This window comes from Bifidobacterium phasiani, from assembly GCF_019331775.1.
Lineage (GTDB): Bacteria > Actinomycetota > Actinomycetes > Actinomycetales > Bifidobacteriaceae > Bifidobacterium > Bifidobacterium phasiani.
On the sequence record NZ_JAHBBD010000020.1, the window covers coordinates 28,522 to 52,546 of the forward strand.

The 24,025-nt window shown below is 71.7% G+C and carries 16 protein-coding genes, 1 pseudogene and 2 riboswitches; of the genes and pseudogenes, 12 read left to right on the forward strand and 5 right to left on the reverse strand.

Annotation, left to right across the window (positions count from 1 at the left end):
• Positions 1 to 66 precede the first annotated feature (66 nt).
• The 6 genes from KIH73_RS08375 (at position 67) to KIH73_RS08410 (ending at position 9,840) form a co-directional block, all read left to right on the forward strand.
• A complete protein-coding gene (locus KIH73_RS08375; RefSeq protein ID WP_219082449.1) occupies positions 67 to 1,062 on the forward strand; it encodes an NAD(P)H-dependent glycerol-3-phosphate dehydrogenase in 996 nt (331 codons plus the stop codon).
• A gap of 781 nt (positions 1,063 to 1,843) precedes the next feature.
• Complete coding sequence (locus KIH73_RS08380) at positions 1,844 to 3,061, forward strand: D-alanine--D-alanine ligase family protein (protein ID WP_219082452.1); 1,218 nt, start codon at positions 1,844 to 1,846, stop codon at positions 3,059 to 3,061.
• Positions 3,062 to 3,521: 460 nt separating this feature from the next.
• On the forward strand, positions 3,522 to 5,633 hold the full coding sequence (gene amrA, locus KIH73_RS10965; RefSeq protein ID WP_274608176.1) for an AmmeMemoRadiSam system protein A: 2,112 nt from the start codon (positions 3,522 to 3,524) through the stop codon (positions 5,631 to 5,633).
• 628 nt (positions 5,634 to 6,261) lie between these two features.
• Positions 6,262 to 7,323, forward strand: a complete 1,062-nt coding sequence (amrS, locus tag KIH73_RS08400; protein WP_338023986.1) for an AmmeMemoRadiSam system radical SAM enzyme — start codon at positions 6,262 to 6,264, stop codon at positions 7,321 to 7,323.
• A 160-nt stretch (positions 7,324 to 7,483) separates the two neighbouring features.
• The gene (locus KIH73_RS08405; protein ID WP_219082459.1) at positions 7,484 to 8,794 is read left to right on the forward strand and encodes a DUF4854 domain-containing protein; all 1,311 of its coding nucleotides are present in this window, start codon (positions 7,484 to 7,486) and stop codon (positions 8,792 to 8,794) included.
• A 65-nt stretch (positions 8,795 to 8,859) separates the two neighbouring features.
• Positions 8,860 to 9,840, forward strand: a complete 981-nt coding sequence (locus tag KIH73_RS08410; protein ID WP_219082462.1) for a CPBP family intramembrane glutamic endopeptidase — start codon at positions 8,860 to 8,862, stop codon at positions 9,838 to 9,840.
• A gap of 136 nt (positions 9,841 to 9,976) precedes the next feature.
• On the opposite strand, the gene KIH73_RS08415 is transcribed toward KIH73_RS08410, so the two are convergent.
• Together KIH73_RS08415 and KIH73_RS08420 are read right to left on the reverse strand one after the other, a co-directional pair.
• Positions 9,977 to 10,762: a mechanosensitive ion channel family protein gene (locus KIH73_RS08415; RefSeq protein ID WP_219082465.1), complete on the reverse strand. Its 786-nt coding sequence runs from the start codon at positions 10,760 to 10,762 to the stop codon at positions 9,977 to 9,979.
• A 250-nt stretch (positions 10,763 to 11,012) separates the two neighbouring features.
• A complete protein-coding gene (locus tag KIH73_RS08420; protein ID WP_219082468.1) occupies positions 11,013 to 11,741 on the reverse strand; it encodes a TetR/AcrR family transcriptional regulator in 729 nt (242 codons plus the stop codon).
• A 324-nt stretch (positions 11,742 to 12,065) separates the two neighbouring features.
• Between KIH73_RS08420 and KIH73_RS08425 the strand changes: the two genes are divergently transcribed.
• Positions 12,066 to 12,713, forward strand: a complete 648-nt coding sequence (locus KIH73_RS08425) for a sugar O-acetyltransferase (RefSeq protein ID WP_219082471.1) — start codon at positions 12,066 to 12,068, stop codon at positions 12,711 to 12,713.
• 85 nt (positions 12,714 to 12,798) lie between these two features.
• Here KIH73_RS08425 and KIH73_RS08430 read toward each other — a convergent pair whose 3' ends face one another.
• The gene (locus KIH73_RS08430) at positions 12,799 to 14,064 is read right to left on the reverse strand and encodes a DUF2974 domain-containing protein (RefSeq protein WP_219082473.1); all 1,266 of its coding nucleotides are present in this window, start codon (positions 14,062 to 14,064) and stop codon (positions 12,799 to 12,801) included.
• Between the two features lie 381 nt (positions 14,065 to 14,445).
• Positions 14,446 to 14,510: riboswitch (guanidine-III (ykkC-III) riboswitch) on the forward strand.
• 11 nt (positions 14,511 to 14,521) lie between these two features.
• Between KIH73_RS08430 and KIH73_RS08435 the strand changes: the two genes are divergently transcribed.
• The 3 genes from KIH73_RS08435 to KIH73_RS08445 all read left to right on the forward strand — a co-directional run bounded on the left by KIH73_RS08435 (position 14,522) and on the right by KIH73_RS08445 (position 17,504).
• Positions 14,522 to 15,211, forward strand: a complete 690-nt coding sequence (locus KIH73_RS08435; RefSeq protein ID WP_219082475.1) for a GNAT family N-acetyltransferase — start codon at positions 14,522 to 14,524, stop codon at positions 15,209 to 15,211.
• A gap of 139 nt (positions 15,212 to 15,350) precedes the next feature.
• Positions 15,351 to 15,412, forward strand: a riboswitch (guanidine-III (ykkC-III) riboswitch).
• Positions 15,413 to 15,422: 10 nt separating this feature from the next.
• Positions 15,423 to 15,737, forward strand: coding sequence for a DMT family transporter (locus tag KIH73_RS08440; protein WP_236022679.1), 315 nt, complete (start codon positions 15,423 to 15,425; stop codon positions 15,735 to 15,737).
• A gap of 159 nt (positions 15,738 to 15,896) precedes the next feature.
• On the forward strand, positions 15,897 to 17,504 hold the full coding sequence (locus KIH73_RS08445; protein ID WP_219082478.1) for an aspartate ammonia-lyase: 1,608 nt from the start codon (positions 15,897 to 15,899) through the stop codon (positions 17,502 to 17,504).
• A gap of 510 nt (positions 17,505 to 18,014) precedes the next feature.
• On the opposite strand, the gene KIH73_RS08450 is transcribed toward KIH73_RS08445, so the two are convergent.
• Positions 18,015 to 19,226 (reverse strand): MFS transporter, encoded by a 1,212-nt coding sequence (locus tag KIH73_RS08450; protein WP_219082492.1) that lies wholly within the window; start codon positions 19,224 to 19,226, stop codon positions 18,015 to 18,017.
• Positions 19,227 to 19,635: 409 nt separating this feature from the next.
• Here KIH73_RS08450 and KIH73_RS08455 point away from each other — a divergent pair, with 409 nt between their 5' ends.
• Entirely contained in the window at positions 19,636 to 22,161 is a 2,526-nt protein-coding gene (locus KIH73_RS08455; RefSeq protein ID WP_338023987.1) for a tetratricopeptide repeat protein, read from the forward strand.
• A 290-nt stretch (positions 22,162 to 22,451) separates the two neighbouring features.
• Positions 22,452 to 22,749 (forward strand): annotated as a pseudogene (locus KIH73_RS11235) (helix-turn-helix transcriptional regulator); the annotation flags it as partial.
• A gap of 1,197 nt (positions 22,750 to 23,946) precedes the next feature.
• On the opposite strand, the gene KIH73_RS11120 reads toward KIH73_RS11235, so the two are convergent.
• The coding region (locus tag KIH73_RS11120; RefSeq protein WP_338023972.1) for an IS3 family transposase at positions 23,947 to 24,025 on the reverse strand (79 nt) is incomplete at its 5' end.

The window sequence follows — 24,025 nt, forward strand, 5'->3', positions numbered from 1 at the left end:
GACGGTAGGATGACCCAGGAACGGCGAACGCAGAACGCAAGACGCAGACGCGAAGGAGCGAAGCACATGAAGATCACGGTCCTGGGAGCAGGCGCATGGGGCACGGCCTTCGGCCAGGTGCTGGCCGACGCCGGCAACGACGTGATGATGTGGGCCATCGAGCCCGAGATCGTGGAGGGCATCCGCGACCACCGCCGCAACGCGGTGCGCCTGCCCAGCGTCGAGCGGCTGCCGGAACGCATGACCGCCACCGGCGACCGCGCCGAGGCCGTCGCCGGCGCCGACATCGTGATCGTGTCCATCGCCGCGCAGGCCGCGCGCGTGGCGCTCGAGCCGTTCCGCGGGCTGATCCCCGAGACCGCCGTCGTCGCCTCGCTGATGAAGGGCATCGAACGCACGACGGGCAAGCGCATGGACGAGGTCGTGCGCGAGACCCTCGACCTGCCCGAGGCGCGCTTCGCCGCCATCTCCGGGCCCAACCTGAGCAAGGAGGTCGCCGCGCGCAACCCCTCCGCCACCGTGGTCGCCTGCTCGGACATCATGAACGCGCGCCTGGTGGCCCGGGCGTGCACCACCCATTACTTCAGGCCGTTCGTGACCACCGACGTCGTCGGGCTGGAGCTGTGCGGGTCGCTGAAGAACGTGATCGCGCTCGCGGTCGGCATGGCGCGCGGCGCCGGGTACGGCGAGAACACCGCCGCGATGATCGAGACCCGCGGCCTGGCGGAGATGACGGCCATCGGCGTGGCAGCCGGCGCCGACGCGAAGACGTTCTGCGGGCTCGCGGGCGTGGGCGACCTGATCGCCACCTGCGGGTCGCCGCTGAGCCGCAACTACACCTTCGGTTCGAACCTGGGCAAGGGCATGAGCGTCGAGGAAGCCACGAAGGTGAGCAACGGCGTGGCCGAGGGCGTGCCGACGACCGATGCGGTCGTGGCGCTCGGCGAGCGGCTCGGCGTGCCGACCCCGCTGGCCACCGCGATGAGCCATGTGCTCGGGCGCGGCATCGGCTGCGGCGAGATGCTCGGCGAGCTGTTCGGGCCGGACATCACCGAGGAGTAACGGGCGCGGCGTCTCCCGGCGTCGGCGCCGTTGGCGTTGACGGTGGCGATCGGTCGGGCCCATCCTCCGGATTCGCCCTGAACGGACCTGTTCAGATAAGACGGATGCGTTAGCTGTAGCGGATTTGAGGGGTTGCGGACATCCATCTGCATTAGCTGGGGCACCCGGATGCCGATACCCCGAGTAGCGATGGCGGAATACCGCCATCGCTACTCGCCCTGGTCCGTTCCAGGTGCCTCACCTAATCGAGATGGGTGTCTGCAGACCCGCGAATCTGCTGCACATAAGCCAACAACATTACGTGCACGCCGTGTATCGCGTCCGCCGGCGCGCTCGTCGGCGGACGCCCGCCCGGGGGCGCGTGCCGGGGTCGATTCGGCGCCCGCGTCGATGCACAATGTGTCTTTGTCCGATGCGTGGATGGCTGTGTTGATGCACAATGTGTCCGCGGTGGTTACTTGGGGTCCTCAGCGGTGTGCGGGCGGCTGTTTGGACACGCGGGTGGCTGCCAAGATGCGCGGATGGCCGCTCGGACGCGTGAGTGGTTGTTGAGATGCGCGGACGGCTGCCGAGACACGTAGGCGGCTGTCCACGCGTCGCGTCGCACCGTGCTCCGATCCGTCGGATGCGCACCGTGCCTGTCGACGCATCGGATGCACGCCGTGCCGGTGTTCTGCGCGGAGCGCGTGAACAAACGCCGCGGGACGCGGTCGCGGTGTCGCCGCGTCGGGTACGCTTGAGGGCGATTGCTGACGCTAACAAAATCAAGAAAAGGGAAGTCATGACCAAGAAGCGCATTGTGGTGTTGTACGGCGGCAAGGCGGACGAGCATCCCATCTCCTGCATCTCGGCGGCGGGCGTGTTGAACGCGATGGACACCGAGAAGTTCGAGCCGATCCCCGTGGGCATCACCAAGCAGGGCCAGTGGATCGTCGGCGGCGAGGACCCGCGCGGCTGGAGCCTCGACGGCGGCGAACTGCCCGAGGTCACCGTCACGCCCGGATCGCGCCCGGTGCTGCTGGACATCGGCCGCGGCCGCGACGGCTTCCTGGTCGGCGGCCCGTCGCTGCGCGACGGCGACGCGGCGAACGCCTCGCTGGCCGACGCCTTCCGTGCCGGCGCGCACCGGCTGGCGGCCGGCCAGTCGGTCGTGGAGTCCCTCGGCCGCATCGACGCGGTGCTGCCGGTGCTGCACGGCCCGTTCGGCGAGGACGGCACGATCCAGGGCCTGCTGGAGATGATGGACGTCCCGTACGTGGGCTGCGGCGTGCTGGCCTCCTCCGTGTGCATGGACAAGCATTACACCAAGGTGCTGCTGCGCGCGGCCGGCATCCCCGTGGCACCCGGCATCACGCTGGACACCCGCGGCTACGACGCCGTTGGCGGATTCGCCGCCGACGGTCCCGCGATCCTGGGCCAGGTCGAGCGGGCGGGCCTGCGGTACCCGCTGTTCGTCAAGCCGTCGCGCGCGGGCTCGAGCTTCGGCGTGACCAAGGTCGAGCGCGAGGGCGACGCCGCGGAGCTGGCGGCGGCCGTCTTCGAGGCGTCGCGGCACGACTGGCGCGTGCTGGTCGAGCAGGGCATCGACGCCCGCGAGATCGAGTGCGCGGTGCTGTGCCCGAAGCCGGGCGACGAGCCGCGCGCGAGCTGGCCGGGCGAGATCGTGCTCGACCGCCGCGCCGAGGACGACGACCAGTTCTACGACTTCGACAGCAAGTACATGGATTCCGAGGCCTCGCACGTCGAGGTGCCCGCGCACCTGCCCGAGGAGACGCTGCAGGCCGTGCGCGAGCTGGCGGTCAGGGCGTTCCGGGCCGTCGACGGCGCCGGGCTGAGCCGCGTCGACACCTTCGTGACGCCCGACGGCGGCATCATGATCAACGAGATCAACACGATGCCCGGGTTCACGCCGATCTCGATGTATTCCAAGGCGTGGGAGGCCACCGGCCTGAGCTACACCGACCTGATCACCACGCTGATCGAGGGCGTGCTGCGCTAAAGTCCGGTCGGCCGGCGCGCCCGCGCCCGCCGGCGTCGCCCGCCTATGATGGACGTAGGGTCTGTTCCATCGTAACGAGGCGATTGTGATGACTGGATCGGTTTCATCGCGCTGTGGCGAGGCGCCGGCGCACATCCGCCCGGCGGCGGTCGCGGGGTCGTTCTATCCGGCCGACCCGCGCCGTCTGGCCGGCATGATCGACGAACAACTCGACTACGCGCGGCAGGCGCTCGCCCGCCGCGCGGCCCGTCGCGCCGACCTCCGCCCCGCGTCGGGCGGCGCCCCCGTGAATCCAAGTCGTGGGCCCGACGCAACGCCGGACGACGACTCCGGAGCGATTGCGGCCACCGGTTCCGCAGGGGACCCGAGCATCGGTTCCGTCGGGAGTCCGGCCCACGGCTCGGGCGGGGTTCGCGTCGCCGCCCATGCTGCGCCGGGCGCCGATGCCTCCGCTCATACCATGCCGGGCGCCTCCGCCGCCGCCCGCGATCGTGCCTCCGACCCCACCGCCCCGCCGCCGCGGCCGCACCGGAGGCCTTGGCCGAAGGCGATCATCGTGCCGCACGCCGGCTACGTCTATTCCGGCACCACCGCCGCGCTCGCCTACGCGCTGCTCGAACGCGGCCGCGGCACGGTACGCCGTGCGGTCATCGTCGGCCCGACCCACCGTGTCGCGGTGCGCGGCGTGGCCTGCTGCTCGGCCGACGCCTTCGCCACCCCGCTCGGCGTGGTGCCGGTCGACACGGCGTTCGAACGCCGAGCGCTGGGCCTGGCCGCCGACGATGCGGGGGATTGCGACGTTCCCGCGCGGACGTCGGGTACCTCCGGCGGCCCGACTCCGGACAGCCCAGACAGCCCGGGCGGTCCGGACAGCCCAAACGGTCCGGGCATCTCGGCCGCCCCGACCGGCTGCGCGCCGCGCCTGCGCTCCGGCATGACCGCCGCGCCGGGCGCCCCCGCCCCCGCGCTGATCGTCAACGACCCGACGCATGCGCAGGAGCACGCGGTCGAGGTCCAGATCCCGTTCCTGCAGCGCGTCCTGGGCGACGGCATCGAGATCGTGCCGCTCAACGCCGGCCTCGCCGCCCCGGAGCAGGTCGGCGACGTGCTGCGCGCGCTGTGGGGCGGCCCGGAGACGGTGGTCGTCATCAGTTCCGACCTGTCGCATTACCATCCCGAGTGCATCGCGCGCGAGCTCGACGACGAGACGATTCGCCGCGTCACCGCGCTCGACTACCCGATCGACCCCGACCTGGCGTGCGGCGCCTATCCGATCAACGGCCTGCTCGATGTCCTGGCGCGGCCGTCCCGCATGCCGGCCGGTGGCGGGCGTGCCGACGACGCGTCCGGCGACGATGGGGCACCGCCGGCGGCGCCGCGCTGGGACATCGAGTTCCTGGGCTGCGCGACCTCGGGCGATGGCGGCGAGGTCGCGCTCGCCGGCGAGGAACGACCGGCGATGGATGACCCGTACGCACGCGTGGTCGGGTACGCGGCATGGGCGGTGTGGCAGTATGACGATGATGCGGCCGGGGCGCCGCGTGATGGCGCCGCGTGCGGTGCGTGCTGTGGTGACGACGAGGTTGTGCCGCCGCGAGACTCCGGTGTGCCCGCGTCGGGCCTCGGCGATGCGGGTGCGGCCCGCGGCGAGGTGCTGCTTGACCTCGCCGACGCCGCGCTCCGCGAATATCTGGGCATCGCCCCGGAGCCCGGGCGTGTGGCGCCGTGCGCTGCAGATGCCGCGCCGGCGCGCGGTTCCGAGGATGCTTCAGTTCCGGCAGGCAACTCCACGGATGCTTCGGTTCCGGTGGGCGACGGTTCTACGGGTGCCTCGGTTCCGGCAGGTGGCGGGTCTGTGGGTGCCTCGAGTCCGGCGTGTGGGTCTGTGGGTGTCACGCCGGCGCGCGGTTCCGCGAATGCTCCGAGTCCGGCGTGCGGTTCTGCGGATGCTCCGGTTCCAGCGGCTATCGGGTCCGCGGGGGCTTCGAGTCCGATGCACGGATCTGTAGGCGCTTCGACCCCGGCGGGCGATTCCGCGACGCCGCCGTCGCCCGGTTCCGCATCGGTGCATGCACCGGTCGTCACGGTGCGCGGCATTCTGGAGTCGCACCCGTGGCTGGACGAACCCGGCGCGAGCTTCGTGACGCTGACCAAACACGGGAGCCTGCGCGGCTGCATCGGCACGCTGGAGGCGTACCGCCCGCTCGGCCGCGATGTGGCTGGCCACGCCGTGGACGCCGCCGTCCGCGATCCGAGATTCTGGCCGGTCACGGCGGACGAATACCCGGAGCTCGACATCGAGGTGTCGGTGCTGTCGGAGCCGGAGCCGATGCCGGTCGCCGACCGCGCCGGGCTGGAACGGATGCTGCGCCCCGGCGTCGACGGACTGGTGCTTGCCGACCGCGGCGGCCGGCATCGCGCCACGTTCCTGCCGCAGGTGTGGGACGAGCTGCCCGAACCGCACGACTTCGTCGCGCATCTGCTGGCCAAGGCCGGGCTGCCGGCGTCATACGACTGGCGTGGCGGCGCGATGGACTGCCGGCGGTACACGGTGACGGCATACCGCCGCTGACCGAAGCCGGTACCGGATGATGGCACGCGCGGCGACGGGGGAAAGGACGGTGACGGTCATGATGCGAATCGCAGCGCCCGCGATGGCGGGAACACGGCCGGCCGACGGAACATCAGGCGATCGGCGGCCGGCGGTGCATGATGGCGGAGGTACGTGCCGGATGGCGTGGCGGCGGCTGATCGGCGGCCGGCGGCGCGCATGACGACGGGAAAGGACGGTGATGGACATGGCGGGAATCGGGGATACGGGATCCGGCCGCGCTGACGGCCGCGCTGATGGCACATCCGTTACGGTGTCTGAGACGGATGTGCAGGGGAGCCGGGCGGTTCCGGGCACATCCGTCTCAGATGCTGTAACGGATGTGCCGGGAGGACAGGGGGTCTCTGGCACATCTGTCTCAGGGACCGTAACGGATGTGCCGGGAGAGCTGGGTGTTCCGTGCACATCTGTCTCAGGGATCGTAACAAATGTGCCGGGAGGGCCGGGGGTTCCAGGTACATCCGTCCCAGACACGGTCACGGATGTGCCGGGAGGACTGGTTTCTGGTACATCCGTCTCGGGTACTGCGACGGATGTGCCGAAGGGGCATGGTACTCCGGATACATCCGTCCCAGAGACCGTAACGGATGTGCCGCCGCCGGCGGTGGGGCGCTGGCAGCATCGCCTGGCCGACCGTCGCGTGCGGTGCGACCTGTGCCCGCGCGGATGCATCCTGCGCGACGGCCAGCGCGGCTTCTGCTTCGTGCGCTCGAACCACGGCGGCCGGATCGTACTCGACACCTACGGCCGGTGCTCCGGACTGGCCGTCGACCCGGTCGAGAAGAAGCCGCTCAACCACTTCCTGCCCGGCTCGCGCGTGCTGAGCTTCGGCACGGCGGGCTGCAATTCGGCGTGCCGGTTCTGCCAGAACTGGACGATCGCCCGCGCCCGGGACTGGCATGCGGTCGGCGTCGAGGCGCCGCCCGAGCGGATCGCCGCGCTGGCGGTCTGGCACCGCGCGGCGTCGGTCGCGTTCACCTACAACGATCCGATCGTGTCCGCCGAGTACGCCATCGACACGGCCGCCGCCTGCCGCGAGCGCGGCGTCCACCCGATCGCGGTGACCGCCGGGTACATGTCCGCGGCGGCCCGCCCGGAGTTCTACGGCGCGATGGACGCGGCGAACATCGACCTCAAGGGCTTCACCGAGGACTTCTACCGCCGCGTGACCGGCACGCATCTGCAGGATGCGCTCGACACCATCGAGTATGCGGTCAACGAGGCGCGCACGCCGGACGGCCGGCATGTGTGGGTCGAGCTGACGACGCTGCTCATCCCCGGGCATAACGACGGCGACGCGCAGCTGCACGCCGAGTGCGCGTGGATCCGCGAACACTGCGGCGTGGACGTGCCGCTGCACTTCTCCGCGTTCCACCCCGACTACCGGATGCGCGGCGTGCCGTCGACGCCGCTGTCCACGCTGGTCCGCGCGCGGCGGATCGCGATGGGGGAGGGACTGCGCTACGTGTATACCGGCAACGTGCATCACCGCGAGGGCGACGCCACGCTGTGCCCGAACCCCGACTGCCGCGCGACGCTCATCCAGCGTGACTGGTACCGCATCGAAACCAACCGCGTCGCGCTCGCCGCCGACGGCACCGGCCGCTGCCCCGACTGCGGCACCCCCGTCGCCGGCCGTTTCCGGCGCTGACCCCCGAGCGTCCGGCCCTGGAATGCCGCGCCTTCGCCGGCGCCGGAACATGCGCGCCGCCCGCCGACGGGGCGGGGGCGTCGCGCGGGCGATACACTGAAAGGGAGCTGTACGTCGGCATCGCCATGATTCCGGCACTCGTTGAAGAGAAGAGACCATCATGAACGATCAGCAGTACCCGCAGGACGACCAGCGCATCCCGGACGATCCGCACGCGGCGCAGACGCCGCCCGCCGAGATGCCCACCGAGGCGTTGCCGCAATCCGCAGACGCCGCCCCCACCCAGACGTTGCCGACCGCGTACGGTTCGGGCGACGCCGCGCCGACCGGGGCGTGGCCGCAGTCGCCCGTCGCGCCGTCCGAAGCGCCGACCGCGGTGCAGCAGCCCGTCGGCTCGCCGGCGTCCCCCGCCGCGGACGACGCGACCTCGACGCTGCCGGCATACCCGACGCCGGGCGCCGACGCCGCCACGAGCGTCATGCACGAGTCGGCCGCGGGCGCCGCGCCGGACGACCCCACCCAGACCCTGCCGACCGCATACGGCCCGGGCGGCGCCGCGCCGACGGCGGCCTACGCCGCGCAGCAGCAGTATGGGTACGTCGCGCCGGGCGCGCCGCAGCAGCCGCCGTATGGCGCCGCCGGCCCCGTGCCGCCGTACGCGGCCCCGGGCGCGACGCCGCCGCAGGGCCCCGGCGCCCCGTACGGATGGCGGCCGCAGCAGCCCGAGCAGTGGAGCGGCCTGGCGATCGCCGGCTTCATCGTGTCGTTCTTCTTTGGCCTGATCGGTCTGATCCTGAGCATCCTCGGACTGAACCAGACCAGGAAGGAGCGCCGGAAGGGCCGCGGCCTGGCGATCGCCGGCATCGTGATCGGCGTGATCAACATCGTGGTCGTGTCGCTGTTCTGGATCGCGGTCATCGGCGTCGGCGTGAGCGCGGTGGACGAGGCGCTCGACCAGGCCACACAGTCGCAGACCGACCCGAACGGCCCGGACGGCCGCGGCGATGGTTCGGCGGACGGTCAGTCGGACGGGCAGTCGGACGGCCTGACGGACGACGAGCTCGCCGACGGCCTGGGGGAGGACCTGTCCGACGATCTGACCGACGACCTGGACGCGGCGGCCGGCGACCTGTCCGCCGAGATCTACAGCTCGCTCGACGACTTCGTCGCCTCCCCGTATTTCCAGGACATGCTGGGCTCGGTCACCGACGACGCCTCGCAGGTCGGCATCACCTTCTCCTACCGCACCGAAGGCAGCACGCTGGTGCTGGAGTACGCGGTCGACGACCTGTACGGCATAATCGCCGAGGACCTCGCCTCCTCGGTGGAGGAGACCGCCGCGGACTACCAGGAAGCCGTCGACGCGATCGGCATGCTGTGCCGGACCGACGGACCGGCGCAGCTGCGCGTGTACATGCACACCTCCGGCGGGCAGAGCATCTACGATAGAACCTTCGTCGAAGGACAGTGACGCGGCGGCCGGCGCCGCGGGTATGGACGCCGGGCTCGGGCCCGGCGGGAAGGAGGGGACGGACGATGGACTGGCTGATCGAGGCGCGGCGGCGCTGCTCGCGGGTGGGGCTCGCCGGCTGCGTGATGGTGGCGGCGTGGCTGGCGTGCAACACCGCGCTGTCGGTGCTGCTGCTGTCGGTGACGAACGGGAACCCGCCGGCCTGGGCGCTGCTGCTGATCTCCAGCGGTCCTCTGTACGTGGTCGCGATGCCGCTGGCCGTGCTGGTGATGCGCGCGGCGCCGGCGCTGCCGACGCGGCGGTTCGCGATGTCGCCCGGCCGTTTCCTCACGCTGCTGCTGATGTGCCTGCCGATCATGTACGCGGGCAACATCGTCGGCACGCTGCTGTCGTCGCTGCTGTCGGGCGGCACGGCGGTGAACGCGGTCGGCGAGCTGGTGATGCGCAACGACCCGTGGACCGCGCTGTTCGTGGCGGTGCTCGCCCCGATCTTCGAGGAGTGGCTGTTCCGCAAGCAGATCATCAGCCGCACGCGCCGCTACGGCGAACGGCTGGCGATCGTGCTGTCGGCGCTGATGTTCGCGCTGTTCCACCTCAACCTGTTCCAGTTCTTCTACGCGTTCGGCCTCGGCCTGATGTTCGGCTACGTCTACACGCGCACCAGCAACCTGCTGTACCCGATCGCGATGCACATGGTCATCAACCTCAACGGCGGCGTGCTGGCCCCGTGGGTGCTCTCGCAGGTGGACTACGGCACGCTGGAGCTCGTGTCGTCGGGCGACGTGGCGGCGGCCGAGCAGGCGCTGCGCGGCGGCGCGATGGGCGGCCTCGGCGTCGTGATGCTGTACGGCCTGGCGCTGGCCGTCCTGTCGATCGCCGGCCTGGTGCTGCTGATCGCGAAGCGCCGCTCGTTCGTGTTCTACCGCACGCCCGAGGAGCTGCCGCGCGAGGCGGCGGCGCGCACGGTGTTCGGCAACCCGGGCGTCGTCGCCTACATCGTGATCACCGTGCTGTACATCCTGGCGTCGCTGGTCCTGCCCATGTGACGCCTCCCACGCGGCGCCGCCGGCCCCGGTTCCGGCTCCGGAGGCGGGGCGATCGGGGTTTAGCCTTGCGTGCCTGCGTGCCTCGCGCGCCTGCGCCGCCGGTCTTCCGCGGCGAACCTGCCGCGCGCGGCGCCGCTCAGTCCTGCGAGCCCGCGCCGACGGCCGCTCGCTGCTCGATGAAGTCGGCCCCGGCGAGCGCCCTGGCCGCCGCGTCGGCCGCGGTGGAGGGGAACACGTCGAACTTCGCGTAGACCTGCACCTCGCCGCTGATGCCGTACGGCGTGAACCCGGTGAACTTGACGAGCGTGGGCGCGTTCTCCAGGCGCATCCCCTCGGTCGCCCGGTTCACGGTGTCGAGCACCCGGCGTTCGACCTCCTTGAGGTCGTGCCCGGCCGCGACGGTGAACGGCACCGACACGCAGCCCTCGGAGGCCGCGGTGAGCCGCTCAAGCGACGAGGTGTTGAGCACCGAGTTCGGGATGACCATCTCGTTGCCGCCGCGTTCGAGGATCACGGTCTGCCGCCAGGTGATGTCGCGGACCACGCCGGTGGTGCCCTGGATGCGCACCAGGTCGCCGGGCTGGATCACCTTGCCGAGCATCAGCCCGAAGCCGCTGATGACGTTCGAGATCGTGTCCTGCATGCCGAGCGAGACGGCGAGGCCGCCGATGCCCAGCGCGGTCAGCAGCGAGGTGGGCGTGATGCCGAACACCGGCTGCAGGATCGTCGCGGCGGCCACGAACCATACGATCACGCGCATGATGTTGACGAAGATCGAGGCGCTGGGGATGCTGGCCCGGTTGAGCACCTCGGTGATGAGCTTGCCCAGCGTCTTGGTGATCAGGACGGCGAGGACCAGCACCACCGCGACCAGGACGATGGTGTGGGCGTTCTCGCGCAGCCAGTTGAGTACCGTATCCATAATGCCCCCGTGATGTGTGCCGTTACGGTTCCCATCCTAGCGGCGGTTCGCCGGGCGTCGGCCGGACCGTCATGTCGTCGGCCGCCGCGATGGCGGTCCGCGGTCGCGGCGCGGTATCGCGGCGGTGCCGTCGCCGGTAGCGCGCCGAGGCCGCGACGCCGCCACTCCGGCGGGTGGCGACGGTCGCGGCGGCCCGCCCCGTGGATTGCCCTACGACCGGTCCTGCGGCCGGCTCGCCTCGCGGCGTGCGCTACGGCCGGTCCGCCGTCCGATCCTGCGTCCGGTCCGCCGTCCGGTCGGTCGCCTGGCCCTGCGGCTCGCGGAACACCTCGCGCCAGTACTCGCGCAGGTCGTTGTTCGAGATCGACAGGTAGACGCCCATCGCCAGCGCCGTCAGGTTCTCGTCGAACAGCGTCTCCGCGGTGAAGCGCGAGCGCAGCTCCGGCCAGCGGCGCAGGATCGCGATCACCCCGCCGACCGCGAACTCGAGGGTCAGGTCGGATCTGAGGCTCAGGTGCCGGGGATCGAGCTGCAGCGCGCTGATCAGCGACATCCGGCTGAAGTCGCGCAGCGATTCCATGAGCTCCGGCGCGCTGTGCGGGCCGGCGATGAGGGCGAGCCGGTTGATGTGCTCGCGCTGCTCCGGGTCGTCGAGCGCGGCGACGAGCCGTTCGTGCAGCTGCCGTTTGAGCGTGCCGTCGTCGGCGGCGCCGGTCGCCGCGTCGCCCGGCCGCCGGTCCGTGCGGTTGGCGATGCCGTGCAGCGGGACGCGTTCGACCTCGCGCAGGATGGCGGCGTCGGCGAGCTCGGACAGTCCGCTGAAGTGGTAGTAGAACGAGTTGCGGTTGACCTGCGCCTCGCGCACGATGTCGGTGACGGTGATCTTGCGGTATTCGCGGTCGGCGAGCAGCTCCCAGAACGCGTTTTCGAGCCGTTCCTTGGCGGGGAGGATCTCCGAGTCTCGACGGGGGCGTGGCATGGGTGGGGCTCCTTTCTGCGATGCCGTGGCGCGGGTGCGGCGGGCGGCGCCCGGCATGCCGCGTCGTCGCGCGGTTCCTGAGCGCCTGCGCCCAAGTTATTGGGCATTCTGTCTAGACATAATACCGATATCATATTGGACGCCGTGCCTGGAGGAAGGGGTGGTTCGCTGAGGGCGGCAACGCCGCGCGACGCCGCGTCCTTCGGCGTTTCCGCAGGCGGGCACGGTACCATGGTGCGACAACACGGGGCGGTCCCGGGGAGGCGGGCCGCCGTCCGGGCGGCGTCGGCGCAACGGCGGCGCGATGACGATGAGGAGGTTGTCATGACGGTACCGCGGCAGGTTCTGGACCGGATGCAGTCCGGGGACGTCTACCTGTGCGACGACGAGGAGATGCTCGCCGCGCAGCGCGCGCAGATGGAGCTGCTCTACGACTTCAACGCGACCCGGCCGGGCGAGATGGACCGGCGGATGACGCTGGCGCGCCGGCTGCTGGGCTTCGTCGGCGAGGGCGCGTACATCGAGCCGCCGCTGCACGCCAACTGGGGGTGCAACACCAGCGTCGGCAACCGGTTCTACGCGAACTTCAACCTCACGCTGGTCGACGACGGCACGATCACGATCGGCGACGACGTGATGCTCGGGCCGAACGTGACCATCGTGACCACCGGCCATCCGATCCGACCCGACCTGCGCCGCGCGCCGACGATCACCCAGTTCTCGCTGCCGGTCTCGATCCACGACGGCGTGTGGATCGGCGCGGGCGCGACGATCCTGCCGGGCGTGACGATCGGCGAGAACAGCGTGATCGGCGCGCACTCGCTGGTGACCAAGGACGTCCCGGCCAACGTCGTCGCCTACGGCAACCCCTGCCGCGTGGTGCGCGAGATCGATGGGCGCGACGACGTGTACTACTGGCGCGACCGGCGCATCAACCCGCCGTTCGACGTGGTCCCGGAGCCGGGGCGGTAGCTCGCGGGCGGAGCGGAGGCGGGCGGCGGTCCGCGGCGCGTTCGCCGTGCGGCTCGCGCTCGTCCCGCTCGTCGTGTCCGCCGGACTACCGCTCCGCGTCGCGGCTGTCGTCGTCGCGCTCCTCGCGTTCGCCGGGGTCGCCGCCGATCGACAGCGACGCCTTGACCAGCAGCGTCGCGGCCTCCACCAGATGCCGCCGGTCCTCGTCCGACAGCCCGGCGAAGGTGCCGAGCATCGCCGCGACCTGCTTCGGGCCGACGTCCCGCAGTCCCAGCAGCCCCTTGCGCTCGCTGGCGCCGAGCACCGCGAACAGCGCGTCGACCGCGCGCTCGCGCTGCTCCGCGCTCATGCCCGCCAGCCACTGGTTCAGCGAGCGGTTGAAGTACCGGGAGCTCGCGGACACGCCCGGCGCCTCGACGAACGCGTCGCCGCGGACCCGCCAGGAGAAGGCCAGATGCTGCATCAGGCCCCACTCGTTCGAGCGCACCACGCGGCACGGCTCCGGGGTCTCCAGGATCATGCCGACGATCGAGGTCTCCGGTACGATCTTGACCACGCGATCGGCGACCGCGCGGTACTCCTCGCCGGCCACGACCTCATCCGGGAACCCCGGGCCGTCCAGCGAGTAGACGCGGCGGATGCGCGCGCGGACCTCGTCGTCCGCGTGCATCGCCGCGTACACCGCGAGGTTCCCGCCCTTCGAATGGCCCAGCAGGATCAGGTCGCCGCGCCACAGGCCGGCCACATGCGCCACGTATTCGGCGGCCGAGCGCTGCGCCGGCACCGGGTATTGGAAGGCCATGTTGAAGTCCTCCTTCCAGCCGACGAACGAGGTGTCGGTACCGCGGAAGGCGACGGCCAGCGTGCCGTCGGGCAGCAGCATCGTCATCGCGGCGAACTGCGTCTGGTCCTCCTCGCTGAACCGCTCCCGCACGCCGCCGACGCGGATCGGCGCGAACCGCGGATTGGCGGCCGCCCCGGCGAACAGGGCCTCGGTGAGCTCCGGGTCGGCCAGGCCGGTGTAGCCGGCGTCGTGCGCGAAGTCGCCGCCGTCGAGCGCCGCGTAGGCGTCGGCCAGCGTGACGGCGGGGAACGGGGCTCGCAGCAGCGCGCGCAGCGCGCCGAGCATCGAGACGCCGGCGCGCTTCCGGTAGGACGGCAGGTCGCGCACGCGGGCGGCGAAGGTGCCGTGGCGTTCGAGCGCCGTCTCCAGCGTGGGGACGGCCGCGGGCATGCGCTGGTAGGCGAGCGAGGCCAGGACCAGCGCGTCCACGTCGTTGAACGGCCGCTCGTCGAACGAGGCGGTGCGCCGGCTCACGTAGTCGATGATGTTGCCAGTCGAGTTCGCCATGTCATGCCATCCCGTCATGCCGTGTCGTCGTTCCGTCGGAGCCGGCCGTGCCGTGTGCCGCGGCGCCCGGCCGTGTCGTGTCGCCGCGCCGCCCGGCCACGTCGCGTCGTACCACCGTGCCGTCGCGTCGTACCACCGTGCCGTACCACCGTGCCGTACCACCGTGCCGCCGCGTGCCGTCGCGCCGGAACGCCGTGCCGTCCGGCGGGGCGCCGATCGCCGTCGGTCGCGCGGGGCCGGTCCCCGCCCTGCCACCATGATAACGAGCGGCGGCTTGGTTCCGTCGTTCGCCACGGTGCCACGGGTCGAGGGCGCGAGTCCGGCGCCGTCAAGGGGTTCCCGCGCCGCACGGGGCCATGGCCGCGCCGTGCTACGATGCCGGAGGAACCGCGCACGGCGGTTCCCGGACGAGGGAGCCGTACCCGGACAGCGACAAGACGGCCGAGAAGGATGGACGATGAGCGGTGCGGAATGGTCGGAGGCCGGGGCGGCGGATGGCGGCCGGCCGGCGGCGGACGTCGCGGCGGACGGCGGCGTGACGCTCGGCCGTACGACGGCGAAGAATATGACGGACGATGCCGCGCGCCACTGCGCGATGCGTTGCGGAGTGGCGGCCGATGGCGCGGCGGACGGCGACCTGTCGCTGCGGCGTTGCGACGAGGGCGACGTGGCGGCGCTCTGCGCGATCGGCGCCGAGACGTTCCGCGACACCTTCGCCGACACCAGCGCGGCGGACGACATGGCCGCGTACCTGCGCGACGCGTACGCCGGGCCGGTGATCCTCGCCGAGCTGCGCACCGCCGGCAGCGAGTTCTACCTGGCGTATCGCGGCGCCGAACCGGCCGGGTTCCTCAAGCTCAACTTCGGCGCCGCCCAGAACGAGGACATGGGCCCGGGCATGATGGAGATCGAACGCCTCTACGTGCGCGTCGGACACAAGCGCCACGGCGTCGGCGGCATGATGATGCGGTTCGCGCTGGACCGCGGCCGCGCGGAGGGCTGCCGGGGCGCGTGGCTGGGCGTCTGGGAGCACAACGAGCCGGCGAAGGCGTTCTACACGCGCATGGGGTTCGCGTTCATCGGCAGCCACGTGTTCACCGTGGGCTCCGACGACCAGACCGACCTGCTGATGTCGCGCATGTACTGACCGGACGCGGCGTGGATCGGGGCGCCGGCCGGGGTGCGGACCGGGCCGTCCGCGTCGTCGCCGGCCGACGGCGGGCGGGTGCCGGGCCGTGCGGCGGGGCCGCCCGTGTCGGCGGCGAAAGGCGTGCTACTGTAGTCCGACAGAGCTGGACTGGCTCCCGGACGATGGTCAAGTACCCGGTGTGCGACAAGACTTGCCAAGGAAAACCATCATGTCATGGATCGTATTGATCGTCTCCGGCGTCTTCGAGTCGGTGTGGGCGATCGCGCTGGATCACATCGAGGGGCTGGGCAGGCCCCTGCCGATCGTGCTGTTCGTGGTCGGGCTGGTCGCCAGCATGGCCGGCCTCGCCTTCGCGATGCGCGACATCAGCGCCGGCACCGCGTATTCGATCTGGGTCGCCATCGGCGCGTCGATCACGGTGTGCTACGGCATGCTGACGGGCGCCGAATCGTTCTCCTGGGTCAAGGTGCTGCTGCTCATGGGGCTGATCGGCTGCGTCATCGGCCTCAAGCTCGTGTCGTGACCCCGCCCTGCCCCGTGCCCCCGTCGCGAACCGCCGCCGTTACGCCATCGCCGCGCCGCACGCCCACAGCGTAAGGGTGGCGGCGTATGGCGTTTCGCGGGAATTGCGGCAATGATGGAGGTGACATCGACGAGCGCGCGCAACGCAGGAAGGTGACCCATGACCGACGAAACCACCAGCATTCCCGGAGGTACCGATCGCGCCGAGGCGGCCGGCGGCTCGCGGCCCGCCACGCCGCCGCCGGCCCCGCCGCGGTCCGCCGGTTCGCAGCCGGCCGGCCAGCAGCCGGACCGGTCGCAGCCCGCGGTCCCGCAGCAGTCCGCGGTCCCGCAGCCCGACGCGTCGCCGGCCGAGGCGTTCCGCATCGAGCACGACTCGCTGGGCGAGCTGCGCGTGCCGGCCGACGTGTACTGGGGCATCAACACCCAGCGCGCCATCGGCAACTTCCCGGTCTCCGGCATCACCGACTCGCAGCACCCGAGCCTGATCCGCTCGTACGCGACCATCAAGCGCGCCTGCGCCGAGGCCAACGACGAGCTCGGCCTGCTCGACCACCGGCGCGCCCGGCTCATCGAGGACGCCTGCCTGGAGATCGAGCGCGGCGGGCTGGCCGACCAGTTCCCCGTCGACGTGCTGCAGGGCGGTGCCGGAACCTCGACGAACATGAACGTCAACGAGGTCGTCGCGAACCGCGCGCTGGAGCTGGCCGGGCGCCCGCGCGGCGACTACGCGACGATCCACCCCAACGACCACGTCAACCATTCGCAGTCGACGAACGACACGTACCCGGCCGCCTGCAAGCTCGCCATCGTGGACGCGCTCGGGCCGCTGACGGCCGAATGCCGCCGCCTGGCGCGCGCGTTCCACGACCTGGCCGACAGGCACGTCAACGACGTGACGATCGGACGCACCCAGCTGCAGGACGCCGTGCCGATGACCTTCGGCCAGGAGTTCCACACCTTCGCCTCGTTCCTCAAGATGGACGTCGCCGCGCTGGAGGAGCTGGTCCCGAAGCTGACCGTGCTCAATCTCGGCGGCACCGCCATCGGCACCGGCATCTGCGCCGACCTGCGCTTCCGCGAGAAGGCGCACGAGCGGCTGGCGGCGATCACCGGGCTGCCGATCACGGCCGCGCCCGACCCGTTCGCCGCGGTCACCGACATGAGCGCGTACATCGCGGCCTCCGCCGCGCTCAAGAACCTCGCCATCCACCTCAAGAAGGCGGCTGATGACCTGCGGTTGCTGAACTCCGGGCCGCGCTCGGGATTCGGCGACCTGCGCGTGCCGCCGCGCCAGGCCGGCTCGAGCATCATGCCCGCGAAGGTGAACCCGGTGATCCCCGAATGCGTGGACCAGTGCTGCTTCGTGATCTTCGGCATCGACGTGACCGTGAACTGGGCGGCCGCCGAGGGCCAGCTGCAGCTCAACGCCTTCGACCCGGTGATGACGCACGAGATCCTGACCGGCATGGAGCTGATGGACAACGCGATGCAGGTCTTCCGCCGGAACTGCATCGAAGGCATCGAGGTGAACCGCGAGACCGGCCGGCGCTACGCGGAGGGCTCGCCGTCCATCTCGGCGGCGCTCAACGCCGAGATCGGCTACGAGCGCGCCGCCGCGATCGCCAAGGAGGCCGTGGCCGACGGGCGCACCGTCCGCGAGGTCGCCGGCGAGCGCACCGACATCCCCGAGGACCAGCTGGACGCCCTGCTCGACCCGATCGCGCTGTCCCGCCGTCTGGGCCAGACCTGCCGCGAGCGCCGATAGCGGCGGCGGACCCGGAAAGACCGGAGGCGCCGGGCCCTGAGCTGCCTGGGCTGGATTGCCTGAGCTGGATTGCCTGGGCCGGATTGTCTGAGCTGATCCGCCCGAGCTGATCCGCCCGAGCCGTTTCGCCGGGGCCGAATCGCCTGGACCAAGGCGCTGGAGCCCCGGCATGTCGGTGCCCCTCACTTCACCCAACGCACAATGTGTATATGGCCCGGCGTGTCGCGCAATCGAACCGGTTCGCCGCGTATGATTCTGCACATTGTGCGTGTGGGTTGATGCATCCGGGCGTTTTGCGCGCGACGCATCTGGGCGTTTCGCGCGCGATGGGGCTGGGCGTTTTGCGCGCTATGGGCGGTAAGGCATTTGCATGCGACGGGCGGCGGGGCATATGGCGCGCGATGCGGCGGGCATATGGCGCGCGATGGCGGCCGGGGCATCCGCGCGTAATGGCGATCGGATGCTACGGCGCGGATGGCCCCGCGCCATAGCCCCGGCCCGCCGCCAGCCTCAGCTGGCGCGGGTCGGATCCTTCTGCAGCCCCAGGAAGATCAGCGCGAGCACCAGCAGGATCGCGATCGAGAGCACGCCGAGCGAGGCGTCGCCGGTCAGCGACGTGGTCGTGGCCACCAGGAACGTGCCCAGCACCGACGCGGTCTTGCCGAAGATGTCGTAGAAGCCGTAGTACTCGTTCGCGCGGTCCTTCGGGATGATCTTGCCGTAGTACGAGCGCGACAGCGCCTGGATGCCGCCCTGGAACATGCCGACCAGCACCGCGAGGATCCAGAACTCGACCGCGCTTTTGAGGAAGAACGCGGCGAACATCACGATGCACAGGTAGGCGACGACCGCCGCGACGATCATCGGCTTGGCGCCGAACCGGCCGGCCAGCCGCCCGTACAGGATCGCGCACGGGAACGCCACGAACTGCGTGACCAGCAGCGCGACGACCAGCTGCGTCGAGTCGATGCCCAGCTGCGTGCCGTACGAGGTCGACATCGAGATCACCGTGTTCACCGCGTCGATGTAGAAGAAGAACGCCAGCATGAACAGCAGCAGCGGCTTGTTCGCGGCGATGCTGCGGAAGGTACCCGCCAGCTCGCGGAACGTGCCGCGCACCGCCTCGGCCGTGTGGTCGGCGGTCGTGCGGTAGTGCACCTGCCGGTAGCTGCGCAGCAGCGGGACCGTGAACGCCACCCACCAGGCGGCCGTGATCACGAACGAGATGCGCGTGCAGGCCGCGGTGTCCAGCCCCGGCAGCGACGGGCCGGCGAAGATCAGCGCGATGCACGCGATGAACGGGATCGTCGAGCCCACGTAGCCCCACGCGTACCCGTGCGACGACACCTTGTCCATCCGCTCGTTCGACGTCGTGTCGATGAGCATCGAGTCGTAGAACGTCAGCGAGCCGTTCAGGCCGATCGTCGCCAGCACGTACACGACCAGGAACGCCAGCCACCCCAGCGGCAGCGCCATCCCCAGGCACATCACCACGCCGGTCAGGAAGAACCCGAGGAAGAACCTGACCTTCATGCCCTGCACGTCGGCGATCGAGCCGAGGATCGGCATGAGCAGCGCGATCACCAGCGACGCGACGGTCTGCGCGTAGCCCCACGTCGAGACGATGTTGCCCTGCCCGGCGGCCTCCAGCAGCGAGTCCGCGTAGATCGGCACCACCGCGGTCGACAGCAGCACGAACGCCGAGTTGCCCACGTCGTACATGATCCACCGCTTCTCCCGCGCGGTGAGCCGGCCGGCCGGCTGCACCGGGAACTCGCCGGTCGACAGGGCCTCCGGCGCCTCCAGCCCCTTGGCGGCCGAGGACTGTGCGGCCGGCGAGGCCTGCACGTCCGGAGATGCCTGCGGCGTGCGCGCGGCCGGCGCGGACTGCGGCGCGCCGCCGGCCCCCGTCGTCGTGGCGGCATCCCCCGTGGTCTGGCTGTGTGCGTTATGCGACATCGTGAAACTCCTTTACCACTGCCCATCCTAGGGGCTGGCTCCGAACGCCGCGTCCGGCGCGGTTGAACGCCGGATGAACAATCGCCCCGCCGGGCGTGCCGTCGATGCCGTCGATGCCGCCGCGCGGTCGTTACGATGGAGGAAGCACCATACCCGAGACAAGGAGGTCGCCGTGGGCGCGCATCGAACGGAAGCCGTGGACGGGACCATCAAGCTCCCGCTGCTCGCGAAGACCGGCAAGCTGGCCGCCATCCCCGGGCAGCCCGAGGGCGTGACCTACGCGGTCGTCTGGGACGCGTGCGGCGAGCCGGCGCGCGGCCTCGGCTACGTCGCCGAGCTGCTGCCCTCGCGCCGCGCCCGGCCGATCGCCTGGCTGGCGGGCGACGGCAAGGCGTACTCGTGCGACGGCCCGCTGCGCGATCTCGCCGGGCTGCGGCCGTCGCTGACGCTGGCGCGCTGGGAGGAGCAGCCGGACACCGGCGCGATCCGCGTGCCGAACCCCGACGGCTCGTCCGGCGTCACGCTGGTCGGCGAGTTCCGGCGGGGCTGGGACGGCAAGTACGCCTTCGTCAACCCCACGCGCGACCCGGGCCGCTTCTTCGCGTCGCGGACCTGGGAGCTGCGGTACTTCCTCGCCGTGTGCTGGCTCACCTTCGTGCACGTCCCGCAGACGCAGGGCGTCGCCCCGGGCGCCGGCGGCGGGCGCATCTCCGAGACGCTGCTCGCGCTGGTCGGCAAGCCCCTGCCCGACGCGCTCGACGCGATGATCTGGCGCGGCACCACCAACGACGGCTCCGTCAGCGAGTTCGAGCGCTTCGCCGCCCGGCAGCTGGTGGAGGCCGGCGCCGCCGACGTGCGCGCGATCGCCGCCGAGCACAATGTGCATTTGGTACGGTTGTCGACGACCTCGCTGTTCTGGATGCGCTTCGACGATGACGTCGACGAGCGCGGCCGCGCGACGCTGCTGGCGGTCGAGGCCGCGCTGAACCGGCTGTGGTACGTGGCGTGGGCCGCCGAGGCCGCGGACGGCGGCGTCGGCATGCTGCACGCCTTCGACCAGCACTTCTGCGCGCAGGCGGCGCAGGGCGCGCTGCGCGAGGCCTCCCGCATCGCCGGCCGGATCGCGGCGGCGGAGGGCGCCGACAACCCGCACCGCACCGTCGGCGGGGCGAGCGGGCAGCGCGGCGGCGCCTGGGACGTGATGACCCGGTTCGCCGCGATCTGCGAGCGCACGCGGTTCCCGTTCCGCCTCGAATACCGCTTCGACGTGGACGTCGCCAGCGGCGCGATGGCCGTGCGGTTCGCGGTGCCGACGCCGGCGATGTTCCCGGCCACGCGCCTGGAAGCGCCCGGTTGGCAGGACGCGCGCGCCCGCCGTCCGGCGCACGCCGCCGCCTACGCGGTGCGGCTCGCCGGGCTGCTCGCGCAGGCCGCGTTCGCCAGCAGCGTGCGCATCACCGCCGTCGACCTGACCGCGCACGAGGGCGCGCTCGACGGACGCCCGGTGCTCTCGCTCGGCTTCGAGCGCACGCCGTTCGTGATGGGCGCGCAGCCCGCGCTCCGGGACGGCCGCTGCGACGACCCGGCGCTGGACGACGACCCGCTCGCCCTGCTGCACATCCTGCGGCCGGCGCGGCACGCGGTCGCGTTCGCCGCGGACCGCGGTCTGGCCGCGATCGAGCCGCTGCCGTTGAACCCGGCGTTCGCCGCCAACCGCGTGCCGCTGTGGCGGGACGGCCGCCCGCTGCCCGAGGCGCTGCGCCCGCTGCTGCGCGCCGATACGGCCGCGGAGCTCGACGTGATGCACGACGACGCGGCCGTCGGCTCCGACGACGTGCGCGCCATCGTCGAGGACAACGAGGACTCGCCGCTGGTGGGGTCGGTGCAGCTCGAGGCCGCGCTGGCGCAGCTGGGCGAGATCGGCCTGGACGGACAGGGCAGGCTGCCGCTGTACTGCGGGCAGCCGGCGATGCGGCTGCTGGTGTCGCTGAACCCGGCGGAGTCGCCGGACACGGCCATCCCGGGCATCGAGCAGACCCCGGCCTCGGAGCGACGGTACTGGAAGATCCCCGACGCCGTCTACGACGCGCACCTGTGGTTGGGCCGGTTTGCGCACCGCTCCGGGGAGCATGAGCGCGCCGTCGCCGAGGCGGTGCAGTGCCTGACGCTGGCGCCAACCACCCCGCGCTCGTACGTCGAGCTCGCGGTGCGGCACGCCGAGCAGGACCAGTACGCGCAGGCGGCCGACGTGCTGGTCCGCGGCCTGCGCGTGGCGACGCTGGAACAGGACTACGTGTACATGTACTACCGGCTGGCGTACGCGTTGTGGCAGACCGGACGGCACAACCAGGCCGTCGCCTGCTACACGCTCGTGACGGACTGCGCGAACGAGGCGCTCGCCGACACCGCCCGCGAGGAGCTCGGCGAGCTGCGCCGGCAGACCGACGACGCCCGCCCGCCGATGGCGCGGGCCGAGGCCGAGCAGGTGCTGCGCGCCGCGGGCATCCCGGTGGCGCCGACCGAGGCGGCGACCGAGACGCTGGCGCGCGCCGCGATCGGGCTGATCGACGCCGGGTTCCCCCTCGCCGCCGCCGACGCGGTGTGGCTGGTCGGCCGGCACACGGGCGGCAGCGACGTGCTCGGGGCGCTGCCGCCGAGCCTGCGCCTGGGCGTGGCCGACGCGCCGCAGCCGGACTGACCGCGTGTCGTGGCCGGATCCGTCGCGCGTCGCGGCCGGCGGGCCCGCGCAACCGCTGGTTGCGCGCCGCGCCATACCAAGGAAAGCCGCCCTTGCGCGGTTCCCGGCGCACCGGCGGCCGCCGGCGCGGGACTCAGGGGCGCGGGCGGTTGCGCGGCACCCGGTTGCGTCCGGCCGGCGCAACCCAAAGCTGGTGGCGGACGGTTCCGGTCCCGGTCATGATGGGGATACCGACGGAACCACGGACGGGCCCGGCGAACGGTATGGGCGACGAGAAGGAGGCACCCACGATGAGTTTTCGCGACAACCTGCAATACCTGCGCGCCTCGCGCAACTTCACCCAGGAGCGGCTGGCGATGCTGCTCGGCGTCTCCCGCCAGGCGATCTCCAAATGGGAGTCCGGCAAGGCGTATCCGGAGATGGACAAGCTGCTGATGATCTGCGACCTGTTCGGCTGCACGCTGGACGACCTGGTGCTCGGCGACGTGCGCCGGCCCGGCGCGTCCGCCGCGGGCGCCGGGGCCGGCGTGCCGGGCGGCGTCGCGTTGGCTGGCACGGCGTCGGGGGTTGCCGCGGCGTCGGCTGGCATGGCGTCGGGCGCCGTTGCGTCGGCCGGCGGTGCGATGACCGGCGGCCCGGCCGTCCCGCTCGCCGGCGGCCCGGCGTCGGAGGGCGCGCCGGATGCGGATGCCGCGCAGGGGCCGGATGGCGGCGACCCCGGCCATGCGGGCGGCGTCGGCATGACGGGCGTGGACGGCGGCTCCGGCATGGCCACCGCGGCCGGTCTGAGCGTCGCGGCGGCCGGGGCGGCGGGCGAGGGGCTCGGCATGTCCGCGCCGGTCGCGCTCGCGCAGGACATCACCGGCTACGACGCGCACGTCCGCTCGTTCGCCTGGCGGATCGCGGCCGGCGTGGCGGCGATCATCGCCGGCGTCGGTCTCGGCGTGCTGTTCGACACCCGCGGCATGTTCGACCAGGTGGACACGATGCGCGACGGCCTGGCGTTCGCGACCGGCGACTTCATGGTGTTCCTGTGCATCGCGGCCGGCGTGGTGGCCGGGCTGGCGCTGATCATCCCGGCGGGCATGACGCACGCCGAGTTCCGCCGCCGCCATCCCTACATCGAGGACTTCTACACCGACGACGACCGCGCGCGGGCCTCGCGCAACCTGGCGGTCGGCATCGTGGTCGGCGTCGGGCTGATCATGGCGGGCGTCGCCGTGACGGTGTACGGCGAGGAGGTGCTGCACATCGAGGACGGCTGGCCGACCAGCGCGATGCTGCTGTGCGTGGCGGCCGGCGTGGCGGTCATCACGCTGTTCGGCGTCCGGCGCGGGCTGATGGACGTCGACGCCTACAACAGGGAGTCGGAGTCGGATCGCCGCGAGCGCGAGCGCGAGGCGTCGGGCGGCGACTTCTACGACAGGCTGACCGGCGCGGTGTGCGGGATCATCATGCTGATCGCCACGATCGTGGGCCTGGTCCTGCTGTTCGGCGGCCCGAGCCTCGCGGCGATGAAGGACGGCGACTGGGAGCCGTGGGGCTCGCCCGCTACGCTGTTCTGGCTGGCCTGGCCGATCGGCGGCGTGCTGTGCGGCGTGGCGGCCTGCATCATCAACATCTTCCGCTCGTTCCACGACCGCGACCGGTGACGGGCCGACCCGTCATGGGCGGGGCCGGCCCGCCGCGCGACGGGCCGGACGTCATGCGAACGTGAAGGGCCGTGCGCTCCGAGGCTCTGAACTGCGTCCCGTTTGTTGGACGTTGTTTATTAGGATACAGGGTCTAGGCTGTGAGGGACATGCTCCGGTATTCCTCCGGGGTGTGTCCCTCCAGTCGTATCTGGCGCCGTTTGGTGTTCCAG

Coding starts and splice junctions, on each gene's coding strand:
- KIH73_RS08375 (WP_219082449.1), top strand. CDS start 67: ATGAAGATCACGGTCCTGGGAGCAGGCGCATGGGGCACGGCCTTCGGC.
- KIH73_RS08380 (WP_219082452.1), top strand. CDS start 1,844: ATGACCAAGAAGCGCATTGTGGTGTTGTACGGCGGCAAGGCGGACGAG.
- amrA (WP_274608176.1), top strand. CDS start 3,522: ATGCCGGGCGCCTCCGCCGCCGCCCGCGATCGTGCCTCCGACCCCACC.
- KIH73_RS08405 (WP_219082459.1), top strand. CDS start 7,484: ATGAACGATCAGCAGTACCCGCAGGACGACCAGCGCATCCCGGACGAT.
- KIH73_RS08410 (WP_219082462.1), top strand. CDS start 8,860: ATGGACTGGCTGATCGAGGCGCGGCGGCGCTGCTCGCGGGTGGGGCTC.
- KIH73_RS08415 (WP_219082465.1), bottom strand. CDS start 10,762: ATGGATACGGTACTCAACTGGCTGCGCGAGAACGCCCACACCATCGTC.
- KIH73_RS08420 (WP_219082468.1), bottom strand. CDS start 11,741: ATGCCACGCCCCCGTCGAGACTCGGAGATCCTCCCCGCCAAGGAACGG.
- KIH73_RS08425 (WP_219082471.1), top strand. CDS start 12,066: ATGACGGTACCGCGGCAGGTTCTGGACCGGATGCAGTCCGGGGACGTC.
- KIH73_RS08430 (WP_219082473.1), bottom strand. CDS start 14,064: ATGGCGAACTCGACTGGCAACATCATCGACTACGTGAGCCGGCGCACC.
- KIH73_RS08435 (WP_219082475.1), top strand. CDS start 14,522: ATGAGCGGTGCGGAATGGTCGGAGGCCGGGGCGGCGGATGGCGGCCGG.
- KIH73_RS08440 (WP_236022679.1), top strand. CDS start 15,423: ATGTCATGGATCGTATTGATCGTCTCCGGCGTCTTCGAGTCGGTGTGG.
- KIH73_RS08445 (WP_219082478.1), top strand. CDS start 15,897: ATGACCGACGAAACCACCAGCATTCCCGGAGGTACCGATCGCGCCGAG.
- KIH73_RS08450 (WP_219082492.1), bottom strand. CDS start 19,226: ATGTACGACGTGGGCAACTCGGCGTTCGTGCTGCTGTCGACCGCGGTG.